Consider the following 22956-nt stretch of genomic DNA (forward strand, 5'->3'; position numbering starts at 1 on the left):
AATGCCAGAAGGTAACACGACTCGAAGAACGGTGCTGAAGGGGGCGGGGATGGCTGGCGTGACCGGACTCACGGTCAGTCTCGCTGGATGTACCAGCGAAGAAAACGGGTCCGACGTCGACGGTGCCGAGGAACTCGCGGGGGAAGTGCCGGAGATTCACCTCGTCGCACCGACCGCCGGGGCCAATCCCTTCCGGAACGAACTCGCGTCGGCCATCGAGGAGAACTGGGAGGAGATCGGGTTCGACGTCGACCTCGAGGAGTTACAGTTCAACGCACACGTCGACGAAGTCGTCGTCCAGCAGGACTACGACGCCTCGCTGCTGGGCTGGGGTGGGACGCCCGAACGGATCGACCCTCATACGTTCATCTACGACATGCACCACTCCGACAACACGCAGGAGGGGAACCGAAACACGCCGGGGTGGGAACACGACGAGTACGACGACCTGGCCGAACTACAGGTCACCCAGGTCGACGAGGACGAACGCCAGCAGACCGTCTACGAGGCCCAGGAGATCATCGCCGAGAACCAGCCGCGAACGTACATCGCGAACGAAGGCGGCTACCACCCGTACGCAAGCGCTCGCGTCGAAAACGTCGATCCGACGCTTGGCGAGGGACTCAATTCGTTCTGGAACATGATCTCGGCGACGCCGACCGACGACGACACGGTCCGGTTCGGCTACCCCTCCGAAATCATCTCGCTGAACCCCATGCAAGACCTGGCGACTCCCGACCGCCAGTTCGTCCGCCTGCTCTACGACCAACTGTTCCGCATCGGCCCGGACGGCTTCCCCGAGCCGTGGCTCGCGACGGACGATCCCGAGATCGAAGACGGCGGAATGACCTACACCGTCGAGCTCCGAGACGACCTCACCTTCCACGACGGCGAAGACCTCACCGTCAACGACGTCGAGTTCACCTACGAGCTGTACGCCGACTCGCCGACCTACGGCGACCTCGTCGAGATCATCGACGAGATCGACACCGCCGGCAACGAGATCACGTTCCACCTCGAGGAGCAGTACGCCCCGTTCACGGCGAACGTCCTCGGGCAGGTGTACATCTTCCCCGAACACATCTGGGGCGACGTCGCACCCGAGGAGCTCACGGACTTCGAGGACGAGAACTGGATCGGCAGCGGCCCGTTCCAGTTCCGCGACTGGGAGCGCCAGGCCGAACTCCAACTCGAGGCGTTCGACGATCACTTCGAGACGCCAAACGCCGACGAGTTCATCCGAATCCCGGGCGAGGACACGTCCCAGCTCGTCAACGACCTCGAGGCTGGCCAGATCGACATGGTCGGTGCCGTTCCGCAACCGACCGCGGTCGATCGAGCCAGAGACGACGACGACCTCGATCTCGCCGAGTTCAACGCGATCGGCTACGCGATGATCGAGTACAACACGCGCCGCGAACCGTTCGACGACGTGGCCGTTCGTCGGGCGCTGTCGTACGGCGTTCCCAAAGAAGAGTACGTCGAGTTCATCCGCGACGGCATGGGGACGGTGACCCACACGACGATCTCGGAACACAACGAGTTCTGGCACAACCCCGACGTCGAGGCGTTCTCCGAGGACCTCGAGGCGGCTCGGGAAGAACTCGCCGACGCGGGCTACGGCTGGGACGACGGCCGTCTCCACTACGGCGCGGAGTAGCGACTGGCCCGCGTCGTCGGTCCCAATCATGGCTTCGAGACACGAAATACGATACGAGTTTCCATGCAATATATGATAACGACTAGCAAACTAAGGTGGGGAGATCGATGGGGCTGAGAGCGTACGTCGTTAGGCGTCTCCTCCAGCTCGTCGTGACCTTCTGGGCGTTCTTTACGCTCCTGTTCGTCCTCTTTCGAATGATGCCCGGCGATCCGACGTCGATGTTTATCATGGACGGGATGACGCCGGAGCAACGCGAACAGCGGATCGCAGAGCTCGGGTTAGATCAGCCGTTGTACGTTCAGTACGTCGAGTACTTACAACAACTGCTAACTGGAGACTTCGGACAATCGTTCATCTACAACGATCCCGTCATCGACATCATCACCGTACGGTTCATGAACACGATCGTCCTGATGGGGACGGCGCTGTTTTTCGCCTACGTCATCGGGATCACGTTCGGTGCACTGATGGGGTGGTGGCGCGACTCGCGGTTCGAACGCGGCGGCATCGTCGTGACGCTGATGGCCCGCTCCTCGCCCGAGTTCTGGGTCGGCATCGTCCTCTTGGTCGTGTTCGTCTTCTGGCTCGGCTGGTTCCCCTCGAGCGGGATGCGGACGACCGGAGGCGAACTCGGGGGCGGGTTCGTCGCGAGATACGGGTCGCTCGACTTTCTGCATCACCTGTTCCTTCCGGCGTTGACGGGTGCGATCGTCTACCTGGCGACGCCGACCCTGCTGATGCGCTCGACGATGCTCGACGTGTTAAACGCCGACTTCATCGAGATCAAGAAAGCGGAGGGACTGCCCGAACGGACAGTACTGTACAAACACGCCGCGCGGAACTCGATTCTCCCCATCGTGACGGTCGCCGCGATCGCGACCGGCGCTGCGATGGGTGGTTCGGTCGTCATCGAGACAGTGTTCAACTGGCCCGGCATGGGCCGGGAGATGGTGAGTGCGGTCAACCAGAACGACTACCCGCTCGCTATGGCGGCGTTTTTCCTCATGGGATCAGTCGTGATAATAATGAATTTCGTCGCTGACCTGCTATACGTCTACCTCGATCCGAGGGTGGAGTACGAATGAGTACCGAACGAACCTCCCCGGTCGACGCCGCAACCGCCACCATCGGCGACGGCGTCAGCTACGTCCAGACGAAACTCGAGGTCTTCGAGGGAGACCGCCTCGGCCAGATCGGTCTGGTCATCCTGGCAGTCTTCCTCTTCGTCGGGATCTTCGCCCGGCCGTATACGCTCGAGTTGCTGGATCTCACGATCCCGGGGCTCGCACCGCACGACCCCACCGAACGGGCCGTTGGCGGGCGACTCGAAGGGCCGTCGGCCGACCATCCGTTCGGGACGACCGACATGGGTCGGGACGTGCTCTCGCAGTTGATCGCGGGGACTCGCGTGACGCTGCTTGTCGGGAGCCTCGCGGCCTTCATGGCCGTGTTCATCGGGACGAACGTCGGCCTGATCAGCGCCTACTTCGGCGGCTGGGTCGACGACACGTTGATGCGAATCACCGACGTCGTCTACGGCGTCCCGTTCCTGCCCTTTGCGATCGTCCTGGTGGCGATCCTTGGCAGCAGTCTCTTCAACATCATCCTCGCGATCGTGTTGATCCTGTGGCGATCGACGGCGCGGGTGATCCGTTCGCAGGTGTTGAGTCACAAACAGCGGCCGTACGTCGAGAGCGCACAAGCGATTGGAGCCGGTCACGTACGGATCATGTACCGGCACATCCTCCCGAACGTCTTGCCGCTTACCTTCCTGTATGCGGCCTTCGCGGTCGCGTGGGCGGTCATCGCCGAGGCGAGCCTCTCGTTTCTCGGCTTTGGCGACCCCGACATGCTCTCGTGGGGTGAGATGATCTACAACGTCTACACCGCCAACGCGATCCGCGAGGCCTGGTGGTGGGTCTTCCCGCCGGGCATCGCGATCATGCTGTTCGTGATGGCAGTGTTCTTCATCGGTCGCACGCTCGAGAAAGAGGTCAATCCGGAGCTCCAACATCAATAATGACGCTACTCGATATCAACGGACTGAAGACGTACTACCGGGCCGACGACGGCTGGGTTCGTGCGACGGACGACGCCTCGCTGTCGATCGAACGCGGAGAGACCGTCGGCCTGGTTGGCGAAAGTGGCAGCGGCAAGACGACACTCGCAAAGTCGATCATCCGGTTACTACCGGACAACGCCGAGATCAGGGACGGATCGATCGAGTTCGAGGGGACCGAGGTGACCGACCTCTCTGACCGGGAACTGCGAAAGCAGATCCGCTGGTCGGAGATTTCGATGATCCCACAGAACGCGATGAATGGATTCGATCCCGTCTACACCGTTGGCGAGCAGATCGTCGAAGTCGTCACGTACCACGAGAACGATACCTCGAAAGCGGAGGCTCGCGAACGCGCTCGCGACCTGTTCGACGACCTCGGGATCGACCCGGATCGCGTCGACGACTATCCCCACCAGTTCTCGGGGGGGATGGCTCAGCGAGCGATGATCGCACTTGCACTCTCCCTTTCACCGTCGCTCGTGCTCGCGGACGAACCGACGACGGCCCTCGACGTCGTGATTCAGGATCGAATCCTGGACACGATCAAGGAGATGCAAACGGAGATAAACAGCGCGATGATCATGGTCACCCACGACATGTCGGTCGTCAGTGAAACCTGCGACCGCATCGCCGTGGTCTACGGTGGCCGCATCGTCGAGATCGCCGACGCCGAGACGATCATCACGAACCCCCGCCATCCGTACACGCTCGGACTGCGAAACGCGTTCCCGGACATCAGTGACGACGACCAGGAACTCATCTCCATCCCCGGCACGCCGCCGGACCTCGTCGATCCTGGCGAAGGCTGTCGATTCGCTCCACGCTGTCCGTTCGCTCGAGAGGAGTGCTGGAAAGCAACGCCAGAGACCGAATCGTACGGCAACGGGCACCGGGTCAAGTGCCACCGAGCCGACGAGATCGACTACCTCCAGGAAGAAGCCGGGAAGAAGTCGACCTGGCACGACCAGGAACTGGGTCGTCCAAGCGACGACACAGCGCCGATCGGCGGGGACCAGAAAGCGGAATCGGAGGTGGAACTCGATGACTGAATCGCTCGAGACCGACCGTCCCGCCGACGCCGACGCGTCGTACAAGTTGCAAGTCGAGAACCTCGAGAAACACTTCCCCGTCAACACTGGGCTCGTCTCGCGGATTCTCCGAGGAGAGAGCAACGACGCGGTCAAGGCCGTCGACGGCGTCTCCCTGTCGATCCGGGAGGGCGAAGCGTTCGGCTTGGCCGGTGAATCCGGTTGTGGCAAGACGACGCTTGGCAAAAGCGCCATCAGGCTGCTCGAGCCGACCGGGGGCGAGATTTACTTCGACGGGAACGAGATCACCGACGTCGGCGGACAGGAACTCAACGAGTTCCGTCGTGAAGCCCAGATCATCCACCAGGACCCGTACAAGTCGCTCAACCCACGGTTTACCGTCTACGAGTGGGTCAAAGAACCGCTGGACGTCCACGACATCGGGACGAAAGAAGAACGCGACGCCCGCGTCTACGAGACGATCGAACAGGCCGGCCTCGAGCCCGCGGCGGCCTACGCTCACGAGTATCCGAGCGAACTCAGCGGCGGAGAGCGCCAGCGCGTCGGCATCGCAAGGGCGCTCGCACTCGAGCCGTCGTTCCTGCTTGCCGACGAACCCGCGAGCATGCTCGACGTCTCGATTCGTGCGAGCATCCTCGATCTGTTCAAGCGACTGCAGTCGGAGTTAGGATTGACCGCGGTCTACATCAGCCACGACCTCTCCCTGCTCAAACACATGTGTGACCGGATCGGGATCATGTACCTCGGCGAACTGGTCGAGGTCGGTCCGGCCGATCAGATTATCAACGACCCGAAACACCCCTACACGCAAGCGCTGGTCTCTTCGGTTCCCCGAATCGATCCGAGCGAGAACCGCGAGCGGATCGAACTCGTCGGCGAGGTGCCGGACCCGGTCGACGTCCCGAGTGGCTGTCGGTTCCACCCACGCTGTCCGAAGATTGTCCAGCCCGAAGGGTACGAGATGGAGCAAGATCACTGGCGAGCGGTCGTGAACCTCCGGCACGACCTGTTACAGGGTGAACTCACTCTACCGGAAACCGAAGACGAAGACGAAGAGACGCCGGAAGCGATCCGCGAAGCCTACGACATCCCCACAGTACTCTCCGATGCCGACGCCGAGCGGGTACTCTCGGAAGCGCTCGAGACGACGGTAGCTGGCGACCGCGACGCTGCCCGCGAGCAACTCGCAACGGCGTTTGCGACGCCGTGTGAACGCGACGGACTCGAGACCCACCAGATCACGAGCGAGCAGACAGCAAAGTGCGTTCGGTACGACGACGACCCGCGATACGGTCCCGAGGGTGGCGGCAGCTACGACCCGAACTGAGACGCGCTCCCGGGAGCCACTCCCGATACAACCGCAGGGTGGGCCTCGGATGTGCTGCGTTCGGTCGACGCTCGCTGGAACTCCGCTCTTCGAGGTCGCTATCGAGTCGGTGATCGAGAGGCGAGTACCAGGCTTTTGCCACTCGAGTCGAAACGTTCCGCCATGAACCCGGCCGCCCTCGTCCGCCAGTACTACGACGCACTCGACGAGAACGACTATGCAGCGCTCGAGTCGGTGCTCGCGCCGGCGTTCGTCCAGCGACGGCCCGACAGAACGTTCGAGAACCGCGAGGCGTTCGTCCAGTTCATGCGCGAGAAACGTCCGAATACCGACACGAACCACGACCTCGAGTCGATAGTCGTCGACGCCGACCGCGAACGGGTGGCCGTTCGCGGACGCGTCGTCGACGGCGATACGCTGCTGTTCGAGTTCGCCGACTTCTTCGAACTCGAGGACGGCCGACTCGTCCGACTCGAGACCTACTCTCGTTAAGCGGAACAGTTGTTCGGCCCCATCTCGAGTTCGACCCGTTCCTCGGGGACGATTTTGAGGTCACCGCGATTGCGGTCGATTATCTTCTCGTAGTTCGCGGGCTTCTCGCCGGCATCGGCCATGCGATCGACGAAGTCCTCGCGCTCGAGCGAGAGCAGGTCGATCCCTGTTCTGGCCGCGCGTATCGTGGTCGTGATCGGTTCGCCGGGCGAGCCGTGGCTGAACTCGCCTTCTGCGGTGACCGTGACGTGGCCCGGCAGGACGACGACCGACTCGGGTTCGGTGAGGATCGTCCGGTGGATCGTCTCGTAGAGCATTTCTGCACCTTCTTGCCCCGCGTCTTCGCTGAACTCGAGTTCCGTTCGTCCCGTCGAGTCGGCGTGTAACGTGTCGGCCGTCAGTAGCGCCTGGTCGTCGACCAGCAGGTTGATCATGTCGCTCGTATGGCCCGGCGCGTACAGTGACTTGCACTCGCGTTCGCCGACCTCGAGTACCTCGTTTCGCTCGAGCGGCGTGAACTCGAGTTCCACGTCCCGGTCGGCTGCCAGTTCGCCGAGGTAGTAGGGAACCTCGAGGTCGTCGGCGAGTTCTCGGCCGCCGGAGACGTGATCGGCGTGGACGTGCGTGTCGACCACGCCGACGATCGAGAGGTCGGCTTCCTCCGCGGCGACGACGTACTCGTCGGTGTCCGCGGTCGGGTCGACGACGACGGCCTCTCCCGTCCGCTCACAGCCGACGACGTAGCCGAGACAGCCCTTCGCGCGACGCTGCACCTGGACGATTCGCACGTCGCCATCGACGTCGATCTGGGCGTGGTCGTAGACGCCGCTCCAGGCTTTCATTCCGCCGCCGACGGCCTGCACCGCGTACTCGTCGGTCGCCGACTCGAGTTGTGTCGCCAGGTTCCCCGAGGAGATTCCCTTCGCACAGATGGTAATCACGTGGTCTGTGTCGCCGACGGCGTCGTCGAACGCCTCGAGTTGGCCGTCCGCCTCGAGGTCTTCCTCCGGCCCGAACGGGAAGTGTTTCGCTCCGGGTACGTGCCAGGACTCGTAGCTGTCCTCAGGCCGAGTATCGACGAGTGCGAAGTCGGCGTCCTCGTCGATCAGTTCCGCGAGTCGGCCAGCGGTGATCGTGGTGACCATGATAGTTCGTACGGGCCCGACGGTCGTAAACGTCGTCGTGCAGTCGCCGGCGATACGAGCAAACACAACATGTTCGGTCTCTGTTCCTATTTTGTGGGAACTGTTTCTGTCGGACGGGAACTCCAGTTCGGTTCAAGTAATTGACCTTCGAACGCTCACCCGTAAGAGGTGACCGACAATGGCAGCAACTTCGGAAAATCGTCTTGAAAGTCGTTTCGGTGGCGTAACGCTCGAAAGCAACCCACATGCAATCAGTGCGTGGTTCGTCGTCGCTCTCCGCTTCCTGATGGGCGGCATGATGCTGTTTGCAGGGCTGGGCAAGTTCGCGTTCGTTGGCGGTGAACCGTTCGACGCGAGTGGCTATCTCGTTCACGGCGTCGATCCCGCAAGCCCCGTCAGTGGGCTCTACGCCGCGATGGGGAGCAACGCCGCGTTGCTCGAGATCATCAACGTCGTCGTCCCAGTGACGCAGGTGTTGATCGGCGTGGCACTGATACTCGGGGCCTTCGTCCGCCTCGCCGCGCTGGGTGGAGCCATGCAGATGATGATGTTCTACCTCGGCGGCTGGGAAGGCGACTGGCTCGCACTGTTCGACTCGGCGCTTATCTACGCCGTCCTGCTCCTGGCACTGGGCGCGTTCGCTGCGGGACGTATGGCCGGACTCGATCGCTACATCGAACAACTCGAGGTCAGCGGTCAGCCGCTGGGCGAACGCTACCCGAAACTCCGCTACCTCCTGGGCTGAATCCGGTCGCTAGTCTCGCTCTCCGACGCTCTTTTTCCTCGTTCGATCGGTCGTGAACCACAGCACAGTTTTGCCCCTGCAGCTAAACGAAAGCCATGGAACGGATCTCGCTGTCTAACTCCGCGTTCGAGGGTGCCAACAACGCGTACCTCTTCGCCGGAGCGGAGACGACCCTGATCGACACGGGTGACTGGCTGTCCGAGACGCGCGAGCAACTCGAGGCCGGGCTGGCCAACCACGGCGTCGGCTTTGCGGATGTCGACCGGATCTTCCTCACTCACTGGCACCACGACCACACGGGGCTCGCTGGCGAAATCCAGGCCGAAAGCGGTGCAGACGTCTACGTCCACCGTGCCGACGCGCCGCTCGTCGAAGGAGATCGAGCGGCCTGGGAAGAGCTGTTCGAGCTCCAGGAGGAGTACTTCGAGCAGTGGGGGATGCCGGAACCGGACCGCGAGACGCTGCGCGATCGAATCGTCGGCCCCGACGAGACCGCCAGCACGCCGACCGTGACCCCCATCGAGGACGGCGACACGTTCACCGTCGGCAGTACCGAACTCGAGGTCGTCCACGCGTCCGGCCACGCGGCCGGGCTCTGTTTGTTCGCGGTCGGCGACGAGGTCTGCTCCGGTGACGCTCTCTTGCCGGTCTACACGCCCAACGTCGGTGGGGCCGACGTCCGAGTCGACGACCCACTCGAGAAGTACCTCCGGGCACTCCGGACAGTCGCGGACGCCGACTACGATCGGGCCTGGCCGGGCCACCGCGACCCGATCGACGATCCGGCCGGTCGAGCAAAACACATCGTTCATCACCACGAAGAGCGAGCCTACCGCGTCCTCGACGCGCTCGACCGGATCGGACCGTGTGACACCTGGACCGTCAGCGCCGACCTCTTCGGCGACCTCGAGGACATTCACATCCTGCATGGGCCCGGCGAGTCCTACGCTCACCTCGATCATCTCGAACGGGCAGGAGCCGTCGTCAGCGAGGGGGGCGAGTACCGACTCGCGGCGGGAGTCGACGACGAACTCGAGACGATCGACGACGGCCGCTGGCCGCTCGAGTCGTAATCGGTGGACCGACGAAGGTTTTATGCACCACCACTAGCGTTCCAGTATGAACGTCCGAGTCCGCTCCCGAACGGTCGCTGGAGGCGATTGTGATGCTCGATGAGGTCGAGGAACTGCTCGAGGATATCGGGTTCGATCCGGATTCGAGTGTCCTGACGTACCGGCAGGCACAGGTGCTCGCACTGCGAGAACGCGACATCTCGCAGGCGGCGATTGCCGACGAACTCGGAACTTCGCGTGCGAACGTCTCCTCGATCGAAGCGAGTGCCCGCGAAAATTTACAGAAGGCTCACGAAACGGTCGCGTTCGCGGAGGCCCTCCGGGCACCGGTTCGCGTCCGCGTTCCGGGGGGAACCGACCTCTACGACGTGCCCGATCTCGTCTACGAGGCATGTGACGAAGCCGGCGTGAAAGTCGACTACACTGCACCCGACCTCATGAAAGCCGTCAACGATGCCGCAGGTGGGGCCGTTTCCGGCCGCGAAGTCTCGACACCGCTGATCGTCGGGGTCACCTCCGAAGGGATGGTTCGCGTCCGGCATCAGGACTGATACGGTTTACTGTAAGTCATTTCCGGCACAACCGCGACCCGGGCGGCGGTTGCGCCGGTAAATCGCTACAGTAATCCGTATGACTGAGACGGACTGCTGTCCCGCTGTCCCGGCGCGACCGCAGGCGGACTCGCGGTCGCGCCGGCACTGACTGACAGCAAACCGTCTGATGGGGTCGCGACAACCGCCCCGTCTCACTCGAACCGCGACTCGAGCAGCCGTTCGACGTACTTCGCGAGCACGTCGACCTCGAGGTGGACCGGATCGCCGATCGACTTCTCGGACAGCGTCGTCAATTCGTACGTCGCCGGGATGATCGCGACGGTGATCGTGCCGGCGTCCGGATCGAACTCCGCGACAGTCAGACTGATGCCGTCGAGCGTGATCGATCCCTTCTCGACGACGTACTGGCCATACTTCTCGGGCAGTTCGAACTCGAAGAACCAGTCTTCGTCGACGGATTCGATGGCCGAAATCGTCGCGACCGTGTCGACGTGTCCCTGAACGACGTGGCCGTCGAATCGACCGTCCGCGGGCATCGCCCGCTCTAAGTTGACGCCGTCACCCTCCTCTAGACCACCGAGGTACGTCCGTTCGACCGTCTCGGTCGCGAGAAAGACCTCGAACCAGTCGTCTGCTTCGAAGCGTTCGACCGTGAGACAGGTGCCACTGACGCTGATGCTTTGTCCGTGCTCGAGCCCCGCCGCAACCTCGTCGGCACCGATCCGGAGCCGAAGGCCGTCGTCGGTCCGCTCTCGAGTGACGATCTCGCCGGTCTCCTCGACGATCCCCGTGAACATACTCGCAAGTGAGTGATCTCGGGGCAAAGCCGTTCCGGATTGGAGCAGTTCTCGGAACGCAACACCTTTTGAAATACGGGAGAAAACCCCGACAGATGGACGGCGACACCGACGATCGGGTCTACTACGTCATCAGCGACCTCCACATCGGCGGTGACGAACAACTCGTGGAGATGGAGTTTCGCACGGAACTACTCGACTTTCTCGAGCGGCTAGAGCGGACGGACGAGAACGCCGAACTGATCATCAACGGCGACGCGTTCGGTCTCTGGGAGTTCACGAAGGTCGACGGAATCGAGAAGTTCGACGTGCTCGAGGAGACGTATCCGGAACTGTTCGACCAGTTCCGTGCGACTGGTGCGAACGTCCAGATTACGCTGTTGCCGGGGAATCACGACCACGAGCTCGCGGCCTACGACGGGTACATCGAGCGGTTCGCCGAGTACAACGTCGATCTCGTGCCGGAACGGTCGCTCTCGCGGTCGGTCGGCGAGCAGGTGATCCACTTCGAACACGGCCACCAGCGAGACCAGAACAATCGGATCGAAGACTGGGGGAATCCACACTCGACGCCGCTTGGCTACTACTACAACACCCTCGTCACGAGTCGGGCGGGACAGCTCTCCGATCGTGGCAGGTACAACTGGCTGAAAGACGTTCAGGCGGTCACGCCAACCGAGCGAATGCCGATCTGGCTGTTCTCGAAGTACTTCTATCGGGAGATGAACCCTGTGTTGCGTTATTCGTTGATCCCGTTCTTGCTTTTGTTCAACATCAGTGCACTCCTCGCGATACTCGCAGGCCTGGATCTTGTGGGAGTCTGGCCAATTCCGGTCGATCGGACGACCGAGTTTCTCGGGCAGTTCGGACGCGCTGGAACCGCAGCCTGGTTCCTACTGACCATCAACGTCGCTGTAGCGGGCTTGCTGTTGCTCGTCTGGATTCCGCTGCATCTCATCCGGCGAGACATCAAGAAGACGGTCGATCGGTTCGGTATCTTCGAGACTGATCTCACCGTCGACCCAGAGGCACCGTACGAGGAGGCCGCTCGCGAGGTCTTCGACGAGCAACCCGAGAAGACGATTTTCTGTTATGGTCACACCCACCGACCGACGCTTCGCGAAGTAGACGGTGGCATCATGGTCAACACTGGAACGTGGCTCAAACGACTCCACCGGCGGGACGGCATCATCGGCATCCTGCCACCGGTGTTTTACCCCTCCTACCAGTTGATCGCTGCTCGCATCGCACCCGAAGCCGACGGTGTCTCCGTCGAGTTCGAACAGTTCACGAAGCCGAGTCCGGCGACCGAAGAGCTCACACGGACCGAACGGTTCTTCACCGTCGGCCGTGAGCCCGAACTCGACCTTCCAGACCGGTACGTCGTCGAAGACGAGAACGCGAAGACGCGAACACGACAGACCCACAACTAGTACCGTCCCAACCGTCGACTGACGGGTCGAATCGAGCCACACCGCCAGATTCGACCCATCAGTTCAGGCTTGGCCCGCCACTAGTACTCCGCCAAGCGTCGACTGCTGAGTGAACCCAGACGACCGCATTCGGTTTCACTCATCCGTTCAGGCTTGCCAAAGCACTAGTACTCCGCCAAGCGTCGACTGCTGCGTCGAACCGACCACAGACAGGGCCGTTCGAGACGGGCCCTGTCGATCGGTCCCGGCGAACCCGCCACCCGACTTGTACCAGGACAGCGACACAGCAGTCTGGGCCCGTGCTCGCTCAGTCTGTCAACTGTGAGATCGTCTGGCTGATATCCTGAACGTGCTCGGTCTGCTGTTCGTTCTCGGTCGCGACCGCCGAAATCTCGTCGGCCACGCTGTCGGCCTGTTCGACGAGCTCGTCCATCATACTCGAGATTTCTTCCGTCGAGGATGCCTGGTCGTCCGTCGCGTCCGACAGTTCCTGTATCCCGTTCGACGCCTCTGCGACGGCGTCGACGATCTCCTGCAGTTTCTTCATAGACGATTCGACTTGGTCGATGCCGCGATCGACTTCCCGGGTCGTCTCCTCTAACCGCTCGACCGTCCGTGCAGTGTCGTCTTTGACGTCGTCGACAATCGTCTCGATCTCGCTTGCGTGTCGCTGTGACTCTTCTGCCAGCGACTTGACCTCGTCTGCGACGACGGCGAACCCAGCGCCGGCCTCACCTGCCTGGGCCGCCTCGATCGAGGCATTCAGTGCAAGCAGGTTCGTCTGGTCGGCGATGTCGTCGATCACCTCGACGATGTCGTCGATCTCCTCGAGACGTCTCTCGAGTTGGGAGACGGCGTCGACGACGTTCTGGGACGCATCGTCGATCCGTCCCATCGCGTCGATCGCCTCGGCCGCCGACTCGTGGCCTTCTCTAGCCATCTCTTCGGCGTGCTTGCTGGTCTCGGCGACGTTCTCAGCAGTTGCCGCGATCTCCTCGATCGTAGCACTCACGTTTGCGACTTCCTTGCTGACCTCGACACTCGAGTCGGCCTGCTCGCGAGCGATGTCGCTGATCTCTTCCGTACTGCTGGCGATGTCTTCCGTTGAATTCTGCAGACTCTCGATCGGCTCTGCGACGTCGTCTTTGACGTCTTGCATGAGGCGGTCGCGTTCGTCGATCGTCTCGGTGAGACGCTCACTGTAGGAGTGAATGTACGTGTCGGCGACAACCTGCATATCGAGGTTGATTATGCGTAAGACGGCGAGTACCTCCTCGAGTGTTCGGTCGAGTTCTTCGCTGACGCCGTCCTCGAGCCGGCGGGACGATGGCTGTGAGGCGATCGAAACGCCACCATCGGTGGTGGCCTCGTTTTCGGTAAGGCGATCGGTGAGTCTCTCCTCGAGCCGATCGAACAGTAACGGAAGGACGAGATCGTAATAGATCCCATACTGGCCGATATAATGTTTCATTGGCATGTCCAACAGGTCGTGGATCTTGCCGACTCGGGCACGCGTTTCGAAGTATTCGACCCCGTAATCGCCGGTCGCAAGCGTCGTGAGATACGCCGCCTGAGTCTGTTTTAACTGGTCGACTGTCTTCTCCGATCGATTGAAGATTTCCGCCGTTTGTTCGTGTGCAACGAGATTGTCGTAGAAGTCGTCTGCAACGTCGTCGCTTCGCTCCTGGAAGAGGTCGGCTAACTCCGAGAGACGCTGCTCGTCAGTTCGATCGAAGTTGACGAACTCTTTTCGCCACGCTATTTCCTCTTCGTCGAGCCCACATTCTGTCATCAACTGGTCACTTTCGAACGTCGAACTTAATCCACCCCGCCCAAACAGCCTACCGTAGTTGACCATCTGACACAATGGCTAATCGCTATATGTATAAACATACTGGTCGATTTGTGTGCTCTCAGGCTCTGAGCGGAAACAATCTCAAATACTTGTCTGGCTATCGTTACTAATATTTATCCCTCGAACGAACATTATTCTGAGAGCTTTTAATCCTGGAAAGCGACCCGACCGAGCAGTGTCTGATACGGTTTGCTGTCAGTCAGTTCCGACGTGACCGCAGGAGCGCGCGGTCGCGCCGGGACATCGGGACAGCAGTCCGTATGAAGCAGCCGCGCTGTCACGACCCCATTCGAGGTGTGGTGAGCGATCGTCTTTCCGTCGTCGTGACTCTCGATCAGAACGTCAGCGGTTCGGCCTCTTCCCACCGCGGCACGAACTCCTCTTGAACGTTCGCGGCGAATTCGGGGTCTTTCAGGTCGATCATTCCGAACGTGTCGCCCGACGCCAACGGGTTCGGGATCTGGATACAGACTTCGACGCCGTCGATGACGTTGAACGACCCCGTCACGTCGTCGTTCGTCCGGACGTCGAAGTCTTCTCGACTCTGTAGCGAGTTGCGATATCGTTTACCGACGGTTTCCGACAGGGCATCAACCAGATCCCGGCTCATCAACACGTCGATGGAGACGCCACGATCCAGCGCGCTCTCGACTTCTTCGAGAATATCCTCGCCAGCTGTCTGCATGTCCCGCTGTGGAACCGGATTCGCTGCGATCATCACGATGTCGCGGTCGGCGGCCGCGAGTCGTTCCAACAGGAGGTCTTTGGTCTCTTCGGGACCGACCGCAGCAGTCCAGAACTGTTCTTCGACCGGCTCGGCAGCATCGAGTTCGTCCGACAACTCGTCGACGATCGATTCGTACTGGTCGGCTTTCTCGTCGAGTTCGCGTTTCTTGTCCTCGAGTAGGCGATCGAGTGCTGTCGCGGGCTCGACGGCGACGTACTTCTTCGGCCGGCTCGCGGTCTGGCTCCGGACGAGGTTGTACTGCTCGATGCTGTTTAGGACGTCGTAGATCCGCCCCATCGGCACGTCACTCGCGCGCGACAACTCTTTGGCCGTTGTGGGGCCGGTATTTAGCAGCGATCGGTACGCCCGAGCCTCGTACTCCGAGAGCCCGAGATCCCTGAGACTGGCCATGTTCGAAACGAACCGTCCGAAGAAACATAAACACTGTGGTAGTTTGCTGGAGGAGCTATTCGACCGGTTCAGGCCGTATTTCTACTTCAGAACGGACTGGATACGATTGCCCAACTCTTCGGGAGTTTCGGCTGCCGTGGAGACTTCGTCGCCGCGTTCGACGCGTGCCGTCCCCGTCTCGAGGCCGTCGGTCACACCGGGGACGACGACCTTCTCGTGGTCTGCCATCCGGAGCGCCGCGCGGTGGAGATCCGACCCGGGCTCGGCCGCGACGCGAACGACGAGTGGTCCCTCGAGCAGCCGGGAGACTGCCGTCGCGTATCGTGCGATCTGGACGCTGAATCGATCGCTCGCGCCCGCGAAGGCCTCGAGCGTCTCGCGTGCGTACTCCCGATACTCGTCGTCGCCGGTCAGCGCCGTGAGATCGACGAAGGCGTCTGCGAGGGCGACGTTCGCATCCAGCGGCCGGAGCGGTCGTTCGACGAGGCCGACACCCTCTTCGGGTCCGTCGAGGAACGAGTCCTCGTCGCGGAGTCGGTCGATCGTCGCGTCCGCGACCGCCGTCGCGTCCGCGAGAACGTCGGGGTCGAGCGTACTCGCAGCCGTCGTCAGCGCAGTCAGCGCGCGAGCCTGATTCGTTAACAGCGGCTCGAGCGCGTCACTCGAGTCCGTGGTCTCGTGGGCGTGTGTGACGACGCCGTCGGAGACGAGGTCCTCGCGTAGCGTCTCGAGTGCACGCTCGGCGTATCGGCGTGTGCGTTCGTCGTCCGTGTACGCGTAGTAGGTAAGTAGTCCGTCGATCGCCAGCGCGTTTGGCCCGGCAAAGACGCCGTCGTCGACCGGCGGATCGTCCGCGACCTCGCGGTCGGTCGCGTCGATGCCGTGAGCCGCTGCCTCGCCTGGCGCCTGGCTGTTGGCGAAAGCGTCGACATCGCCGTTCCACAGCGTCGTCGTCAGGAACTCGATCGTCCGTTCGGCCGGCTCGCGGTATTCGTCACTGCCGGTAAGCAGGTAGGCATTCGCGAACGCGCGTACGAGTGCGCCGTTCGAGTCCAGCAGCTTCTCGTACTGGAGTCCCGACCAGTCTCGATCCGTCGCGAACCGGTAGAAGCCGCCGTCGTACTCGTCGAGCAGGTTTGCACTCACCGCGTCGAACGACCGCAGCGCCATCTCCCGGTCGCGTTTGAGCGCGAACTCGAGGGCGTCGGGCAAGGGGAACTTCGGGCCGTCGCCCCAGCCACCGGCGACGTCGTCGTAGGTTTCGGTCAACTGGCCGAGCATGGCGGACTCGACGTCGGTCGTGAGCTGGCCCGCTGGCGGGTTGTCCTCTCGAAGCGGTCGGGGGACGCGGGCGGCACCGCTCCCTTTCGTCTGCCACATGGTTCGGACGCTGTCCAGCACCTGTCGCATCCCGTCGGGACCGAGGTAGCCCGCGCCCGTGAGCACCTTCCCGTCGGGGGCGAGGAAGACGGTCGACGGGAACCCGCCCATGTTGTACCGGTCGCGGACGCGGGGATAGCGGTCCACGTCGACCCGTACCGGGACGAAACTGTCGTTGACGTTCGCCGCGATGCGCGGTTCCGCGTAGGTCTCTTCGTCCATCTCGTGGCAGTGATCGCACCACGTCGCAGTCAGCGAGAGCAACACCGGGATATCGGCCGCCGACGCCTCGTCGAAAGCGTCCTGTCCCCACTCGCGCCACTCGACGCGCGTCGTGTCGTCCATACTCGATCCTGGTCCGTCGCGTGGGTAAGCTCTTCGTTCGCGTTCGGTTTCGGGTACTGGCAGCCTCGAGGGGGCTGGGTGCGACCGGCCGTCGGCCCGCTCGCGGGAAACGTCGCGGCGAGGTCGATACCGCTCGGAGGGGGCGAGAGTAAAGGGTTTTCACTCTCGGTCGGCTACATCAGGGCATGCTCCGGTGGATCTTCGCGTTGTTGCTCATCCCGTTTCTCGACGCCGTCTTGCTGGCGGTCGTCGTCAGCCAGACCGGCGTCATCAGCTGGGTCGGGATGGTGCTTTTGGTCGTCCTGACCGGGCTCGTCGGGATGCTCCTCGTCCGTGCGGAAGGCCGGCGGACGATCCGCAAGATGCAACGCTCGCTGGCCAAGGGCGACCCCCCGACGAACGAACTACTCGACGGCGGTCTGCTGATCGCTTCCGGTGCCTTTCTGCTCACCCCAGGGTTGGTGACCGACCTCATCGGCTTCCTACTGGTGATCCCGCTGACGCGGATTCCGCTCCGTGCGGGGCTCAAACGATACGTAATCGTTCCACAACTGGACGAGAAGACTGGCGGCTTCGCGAGCGGTACCGTCTGGACGTACGGCTTCCCGGACGACGAGGAAGGCGGGAGCGTCGGCTTCGGCGGTACCGGCGGTCCACAGGGCGGCGAGAGTCGATCGTCCGGTGCCACGTACGACCTCGGCACCGACGCGTACACGGTCGATACGGGCTCGAGTGCCAGCACGGACGCCGACCCCCAGTCGGGCACCGGTGGCACCGCGAACGGCACGTCGATCGACTTCGAGGACGACTCGAGTGAGTCCGAGGACCGGGACGATCCGCCCTCCCGGTAGCGATTCGCACGGCGTCTGCGGAAAGAAACGTTTAAACATACGACCCGGTAACTACAGACTGCAGCGAGACAGCGCGGGCCGGTAGCTCAATTAGGTTGAGCGCCACTCTGATAAGGTGGAGGTTCTCGGTTCAAATCCGAGCCGGCCCACTAATTTTCCGACGAACAACTCCGTGAGTCGGGAGCCCGTAACGTGGCCTGGATTTGAACCCCGGAAGTCACAGCCCGAACAGCGAAGCGAGCAGGGATGTCTTCCTTCGGTTCACATCCGAGCCGACCCATACTCCTGGGGCGAACAGTTCCGTGCCCCCGAACGTGGAGCGCGAGCCGGTCCACTACGCTTCCGACGAACGAATTCCTGAGTTGAGAAGACGAGCCGACGCACCGTCTACGCGTGTCGAATGGTTTCACTAGTACTCCGCCAAGCGTCGACTGCTGAGTGAAACCAGACGACTGCATTCGGTTTCACTCATCCGTTCAGGCTTGCCAAAGCACTAGTGGCGGGCCAAGCCTGAACTGATAGGTCGAATCTGGCGGTGTGGCTCGATTCGACCCGTCAGTCGACGGTTGGGACGGTACTAGTACGAGTGGACTGTGTACGCCGAGCCGATCACTCCTCGAGTGCCTCGGCGGCGACTTCGATCGGCGTCGGTGGGTTCTCGCCTCCCGGCCGGTTCTCGAGTTGGGTGCGACAGGAGGCACCCGGGGCGACGACGCGGTCGCCGTCGCTGTTTGCGACCTGGTCGTAGAGGATGCTCGCGATGGCGTCACTCATCGAGCCGTGCTCGGCCTCGTAGCCGAAGGAGCCGGCCATGCCACAACAGCCCGAGTCGAGCGACTCGACCGCATAGCCCGCCCGCCGGAGGACGCCGACGGCGTGGTGGTCTTTCGCCGTCGCCTTCTGGTGGCAGTGACCGTGATAGGTCAGGTCCTCGTCGACCACGTCGAACGTGATCGACTCGTCCAACTGGAACGTGTCGACGTACTCGCAGGCCCCATACGTGCTGGCTGCGAGCGCCTCGACTGCGTCGTCGTCGAGCAGGTCGAGGTAGTCCGACTGGAGCATGACTGCGTCGGAGGGTTCGACGACGACCACGTCCCAGCCGTTCGTGACTTGCGGCGCGAGGTGTTCGACGTTCCCGACCGCCGTCTCGCGGGCCTGCTCGAGAAACCCCTTCGAGAACGCCGGCCGGCCCGTATCGCCCAGTTCGTCGGGGACGGTGACGTGGACGCCTGCGGCTTCGAGTACCCGTACGGTGGCTTTGCCGGCATCTGGATTGCTGTAGTTGGTGTAGGTGTCGGGATAGACGATTGCCTTCCGTTCGGCCGCAGTTTCGGGGACTGTCGCGCCACCGCGTTCGTCGAACCAATCGCGGAACGTCTCCCCGTAGAAGGTCGGCAACGGCCGGCTGGAATCGATTCCCAGCGTTGCCTCGAGCAGCCAGCGAGCGCCGGGCACTCGAGGCAAGACGTTCGACAGCGGTGCGAAGCGACTCCCGAGTCTCGAGAGCGCGTGGACGTTCGCGAACAATCGATCCCGGAGCGTCGTGCCGTTTCGCTCGACGTACTCGTGGGTCACCTCGGCTTTGAGCTTCGCCATGTCGACCTCGCTCGGACAGTCGATGGCACAGCCCTTACAGCCGATACAGAGCTCCATCACCTCTTCGACGAACTCGTCCGTGAACGCTTCTCCGGGCTCGAGGTCGCCACTCATCGCCTGACGCAAGGCGTTGGCCCGGCCGCGGGTGGACGTACTCTCTTCTTTGCTGGCCCGGTAGGTCGGACACATCACGCCGCCGGTCGTCGACTGTTCGCCGCGACAGCCACCACAGCCGTGACAGAGTTCGACCATTCCCTGAAACCCGTTGTCGTTGTTCCACTCGAGTGTCGGCTCGAAGCCGGCGTCGAACTCGTACTCGGGGTCGAACCGGAGGTTCTCCCGTAGGTCTGTCGGGTTCTGTTCGCGGAAGACGATCTGGCCGGGGTTGAGAATCCAGTCGGGGTCGAACGCAGTCTTTACGTCCTGAAACGTCTCCCAGAGCTCCTCGCCGTACCGTTTGCGATTCCACTGGGTGCGGGCCCGGCCGTCGCCGTGTTCGCCCGAGACTGCCCCATCTAACTCGACCACGAGGTCGGTCACGTCGTCTGCGATGCCGTGCAGTTGCTCGAGTCCCGCCTCGGTTTTCGTGTTTATCAGGGGCCGGACGTGGAGGACGCCGGGACCCGCGTGGGCGTAGAAGCTGGCGTACGTGTCGTGATCGTCGAGTATCGCTTCGAATCGCTCGACGAACGTCGGGAGGTTCTCGGGTGGGACGGCAGTGTCCTCGATGAACGAGACGTGTTTCTCGTCGGTCGTCCGCGAGAGCAAGATTGGCAGCCCCGACTTCCGCAGTTTCCACAGTTTCGCGCGTTCGGCGTCGTCGTACGCCTCGAGCCCGTCGATTGCACGCTCGCCTGCCTCGAGAACGGGCGCGTCGTCTGCTGGTTCGCCCGCTGCGGTTGCGTCCGGGCACCGATCCGCAAGCAGGCCTGCGACCTGCTCGCGGCCGTGGTCTCCGTCTTCGGCGTAGAACTCGACGAGGAGGACGGCGTTCGTTCGGTCGGGGAGGCGCTCGGTGACGGAAGCGAACTCCGCAGTGTCGCAGGCGAGGTCGAGCAACACGCCGTCTAGGACCTCGACGGCCGCGGGATCGTGCTCGAGGATCGGCGCGACGTCTTCCATCGCGTCGTGGAGGTCTCGGTAACACAGCAGGGAGACGGCTTTCGTTTCGGGCACCGGCGTGAGCGAGACGGTCACCTCGGTGACGACCGCGAGCGTTCCCTCGCTGCCCGCCAGCAGGCGCGCGAGGTTGACGGTCCCGGGGTCGCCGGTTTCTTCGCCACCTGGAAGAGCGTCCCCTCGAGCCTCGGCGACGAGTCGATCCAGATTGTAGCCGGAGACGTTGCGCTTGCGGTCGGGATAGGTCTCGTCGACCAGGTCACCTTTTTCGTCGACGACGCGTCGCACCGCGGCGTAGATCCGTCCCTCGAGATCGCCGTCGGAGTCGGCGCGGTCGTCGACCTCTTCGAGTGTCACCTCACCGAACTCGGTGACGGTGCCGTCCGCAAGGACGACCTCCGCGGATTCGACGTAGGCGTCGGTCTTGCCGTACTGCAGTGAGTGTGCGCCAGTCGAGTTGTTTCCGATCGCACCGCCGATGGCACTCTTGTCACCCCAGGCGGGGTCGGGCGCAAACTTCAGGTCGTGGCTGGCAAGCGCCTCGTTAAGTGTCTCGATGACTGTCCCGGCCTGGACGGTCGCGGCCCCCTCGTCGGGATCGATCGCCAGAATCTCGTTCATCTGCCGGATAAAATCCAGTACAACGGCCCGGTTGACCGCCTGACCGGCCAGGCTGGTCCCGCCGCCACGGGGGAGGACGGGAATTCGCCGCTCGGAACAGTACTCGAGAACGGCGGCTACGTCGTCGGTCGACTCCGGGAAGACGACGGCGATCGGCGTCAACTCGTAGATGCTCGCGTCAGTCGCGTACAGCTGCCGGGAGTACGAGTCTGCACGGACGTCACAGTCGACGAGCGTCTCGAGGTCGGCGACCAGCGCCGGCCGGTCGATGTCGTCGCTCCGGTAGTCGTAGCTCGCACGCCGGTCCGTCGCCGGATCGGCGCTCGACTCGAGGGACATATCCGTCCCTTGCTGCTCGGTGACTTAAACCGTCGGCTTCGCGTCAGTTACCTGCCTCGAGTCTCTCGGTTGCCCGCTGGCAGTCATACGCCGTGTGTCACCCCAATAGCTATTGTGCTGTTGCCGTACGTTCAGGTATGCTGGATTTCGTGCAACTCGAGGCGGATCTCGACCAGGAAGAGCGGCTGATCCGTGATACCACTCGAGAGTTCGTCGACGAACACGTCAGACCTGCGATCGGCGATCACTTCGAAGCGGGAACCTTCCCGACAGAGCTCGTTCCGAAGATGGGTGACCTCGGCTTCTACGCGCCGAACCTCGAGGGATACGGCTCGCCGAACGTCTCCGAGACGGCCTACGGACTCCTGATGCAAGAACTCGAAGCTGGCGATTCGGGGCTGCGGTCGATGGCGTCGGTCCAGGGTGCGCTAGTAATGTACCCGATTCACGCCTACGGCAGTGAGGAACAGAAAACGGAGTGGTTGCCGAAACTCGGTGAGGGTGAAGCGGTCGGCTGTTTTGGCCTGACAGAACCCGAGCACGGCTCGAATCCCTCTGGGATGGAGACGTACGCCACGGAGCACGACGACGGCTACGTGCTCACCGGCTCGAAGACCTGGATCACGAACTCACCGATCGCTGACGTCGCCGTCGTCTGGGCCCGCGACCGCTCGACGGAGGGGGAGCCAGTGCGCGGATTCCTGGTCGAGACCGACCGTGACGGGGTCACGACCAACAAGATCACCGAGAAGCTCTCGCTGCGTGCCTCGATCACGGGCGAGATTGGACTGAACGACGTTTACGTCCCCGAAGAGAACGTCTTACCGGGCGTCTCTGGGATGAAGGGGCCACTGTCCTGTCTCACGCAGGCCCGCTACGGCATCGCGTGGGGTGCCGTCGGTGCGGCCCGGGATGCTTTCGAGGAGGCACGCCAGTACGCCCAGGATCGCGAGCAGTTCGGCGGCCCGATCGGTCGCTTCCAGCTCCAACAGGAGAAACTCGCCGAGATGGCGACCCAGATCACGCTCGCCCAGTTGCTCGCGTACCGACTGGCGGAACTCAAAGAACGCGACGACATGCAGCCACAGCACGTTTCGATGGCCAAACGCAACAACGTCCGGATGGCCCGTGAGCAGACGAAAGTCGCTCGAGAAATGCTCGGCGGCAACGGAATCACGACCGATTACTCGCCGATGCGTCACATGGCTAACATGGAGACGGTCTACACTTACGAAGGGACTCACGACATCCACACGCTTGTCCTCGGCGAGGAACTGACCGGTATCCCGGCCTACCACTGACCGCCTCCTGCACCCAGTGGCGAGCCACCCTGCACTGCTTGCCGAACCCGGTCGTGTCGGCCGGGTCG

The 22956-nt window shown here is 62.6% G+C and carries 18 protein-coding genes and 1 tRNA gene; 13 read left to right on the forward strand and 6 right to left on the reverse strand.

All coding sequences use genetic code 11. The annotated features are described in order from the left end of the window. Positions 1-49 precede the first annotated feature (49 nt). The 6 genes from NATGR_RS05555 (at position 50) to NATGR_RS05580 (ending at position 6593) form a co-directional block, all read left to right on the forward strand. Complete coding sequence (locus NATGR_RS05555; protein ID WP_005580651.1) at positions 50-1660, forward strand: ABC transporter substrate-binding protein; 1611 nt, start codon at positions 50-52, stop codon at positions 1658-1660. Positions 1661-1767: 107 nt separating this feature from the next. Next, the gene (locus NATGR_RS05560; RefSeq protein ID WP_005580650.1) at positions 1768-2748 is read left to right on the forward strand and encodes an ABC transporter permease; all 981 of its coding nucleotides are present in this window, start codon (positions 1768-1770) and stop codon (positions 2746-2748) included. After that, positions 2745-3683: an ABC transporter permease gene (locus tag NATGR_RS05565; RefSeq protein ID WP_005580649.1), complete on the forward strand. Its 939-nt coding sequence runs from the start codon at positions 2745-2747 to the stop codon at positions 3681-3683. Before NATGR_RS05560 ends, NATGR_RS05565 begins: the two co-directional genes overlap by 4 nt. Next, positions 3683-4774, forward strand: a complete 1092-nt coding sequence (locus tag NATGR_RS05570) for an ABC transporter ATP-binding protein (protein ID WP_005580648.1) — start codon at positions 3683-3685, stop codon at positions 4772-4774. The genes NATGR_RS05565 and NATGR_RS05570 overlap by 1 nt, the downstream gene beginning before the upstream one ends. Then, complete coding sequence (locus tag NATGR_RS05575) at positions 4767-6101, forward strand: ABC transporter ATP-binding protein (RefSeq protein WP_005580647.1); 1335 nt, start codon at positions 4767-4769, stop codon at positions 6099-6101. Before NATGR_RS05570 ends, NATGR_RS05575 begins: the two co-directional genes overlap by 8 nt. A 162-nt stretch (positions 6102-6263) precedes the next feature. After that, positions 6264-6593: a nuclear transport factor 2 family protein gene (locus NATGR_RS05580; protein ID WP_005580645.1), complete on the forward strand. Its 330-nt coding sequence runs from the start codon at positions 6264-6266 to the stop codon at positions 6591-6593. On the opposite strand, the gene NATGR_RS05585 is transcribed toward NATGR_RS05580, so the two are convergent. Further along, the gene (locus NATGR_RS05585; RefSeq protein WP_015233371.1) at positions 6590-7738 is read right to left on the reverse strand and encodes an MBL fold metallo-hydrolase; all 1149 of its coding nucleotides are present in this window, start codon (positions 7736-7738) and stop codon (positions 6590-6592) included. The two genes, NATGR_RS05580 and NATGR_RS05585, sit on opposite strands and share 4 nt — an antisense overlap. A gap of 178 nt (positions 7739-7916) precedes the next feature. Here NATGR_RS05585 and NATGR_RS05590 point away from each other — a divergent pair, with 178 nt between their 5' ends. From NATGR_RS05590 to NATGR_RS05600, 3 genes are all read left to right on the forward strand, one after another. Further along, positions 7917-8483: a DoxX family membrane protein gene (locus NATGR_RS05590; protein ID WP_005580641.1), complete on the forward strand. Its 567-nt coding sequence runs from the start codon at positions 7917-7919 to the stop codon at positions 8481-8483. A 95-nt stretch (positions 8484-8578) separates the two neighbouring features. Then, entirely contained in the window at positions 8579-9556 is a 978-nt protein-coding gene (locus NATGR_RS05595) for an MBL fold metallo-hydrolase (protein ID WP_005580640.1), read from the forward strand. Positions 9557-9648: 92 nt separating this feature from the next. After that, positions 9649-10107 carry a Tfx family DNA-binding protein gene (locus tag NATGR_RS05600; RefSeq protein WP_005580639.1) on the forward strand — a complete coding sequence of 153 codons (459 nt, stop codon included), beginning with the start codon at positions 9649-9651 and terminating at the stop codon, positions 10105-10107. A gap of 194 nt (positions 10108-10301) precedes the next feature. On the opposite strand, the gene NATGR_RS05605 is transcribed toward NATGR_RS05600, so the two are convergent. Next, entirely contained in the window at positions 10302-10907 is a 606-nt protein-coding gene (locus tag NATGR_RS05605) for a riboflavin synthase (protein ID WP_005580638.1), read from the reverse strand. Positions 10908-11002: 95 nt separating this feature from the next. Between NATGR_RS05605 and NATGR_RS05610 the strand changes: the two genes are divergently transcribed. Next, positions 11003-12340, forward strand: coding sequence for a metallophosphoesterase (locus NATGR_RS05610; RefSeq protein WP_005580637.1), 1338 nt, complete (start codon positions 11003-11005; stop codon positions 12338-12340). 307 nt (positions 12341-12647) lie between these two features. Here the strand turns inward: NATGR_RS05610 and NATGR_RS05615 are convergent, their stop codons facing one another. The 3 genes from NATGR_RS05615 to NATGR_RS05630 form a co-directional block, all read right to left on the reverse strand. Next, positions 12648-14132, reverse strand: a complete 1485-nt coding sequence (locus NATGR_RS05615; protein ID WP_005580636.1) for a globin-coupled sensor protein — start codon at positions 14130-14132, stop codon at positions 12648-12650. A 397-nt stretch (positions 14133-14529) separates the two neighbouring features. After that, positions 14530-15333, reverse strand: coding sequence for a TrmB family transcriptional regulator (locus NATGR_RS05625; protein WP_005580635.1), 804 nt, complete (start codon positions 15331-15333; stop codon positions 14530-14532). Between the two features lie 81 nt (positions 15334-15414). Continuing rightward, entirely contained in the window at positions 15415-17058 is a 1644-nt protein-coding gene (locus tag NATGR_RS05630; protein WP_005580634.1) for a DUF255 domain-containing protein, read from the reverse strand. Between the two features lie 185 nt (positions 17059-17243). Here NATGR_RS05630 and NATGR_RS05635 point away from each other — a divergent pair, with 185 nt between their 5' ends. Both NATGR_RS05635 and NATGR_RS05640 read left to right on the forward strand, forming a co-directional pair. Further along, entirely contained in the window at positions 17244-17909 is a 666-nt protein-coding gene (locus NATGR_RS05635) for an FxsA family protein (protein WP_005580633.1), read from the forward strand. A gap of 75 nt (positions 17910-17984) precedes the next feature. Then, a tRNA-Ile gene (locus NATGR_RS05640) sits at positions 17985-18058 on the forward strand. 460 nt (positions 18059-18518) lie between these two features. Here NATGR_RS05640 and NATGR_RS05645 read toward each other — a convergent pair. Beyond that, positions 18519-21587 (reverse strand): FAD-binding and (Fe-S)-binding domain-containing protein, encoded by a 3069-nt coding sequence (locus tag NATGR_RS05645; RefSeq protein ID WP_005580632.1) that lies wholly within the window; start codon positions 21585-21587, stop codon positions 18519-18521. A 137-nt stretch (positions 21588-21724) separates the two neighbouring features. Here NATGR_RS05645 and NATGR_RS05650 point away from each other — a divergent pair, with 137 nt between their 5' ends. Further along, the gene (locus NATGR_RS05650) at positions 21725-22888 is read left to right on the forward strand and encodes an acyl-CoA dehydrogenase family protein (RefSeq protein WP_005580630.1); all 1164 of its coding nucleotides are present in this window, start codon (positions 21725-21727) and stop codon (positions 22886-22888) included. Positions 22889-22956 lie beyond the last annotated feature (68 nt).

Source organism: Natronobacterium gregoryi SP2 (genome assembly GCF_000230715.2).
In the GTDB taxonomy this organism is placed as follows: Archaea; Halobacteriota; Halobacteria; order Halobacteriales; family Natrialbaceae; genus Natronobacterium; species Natronobacterium gregoryi.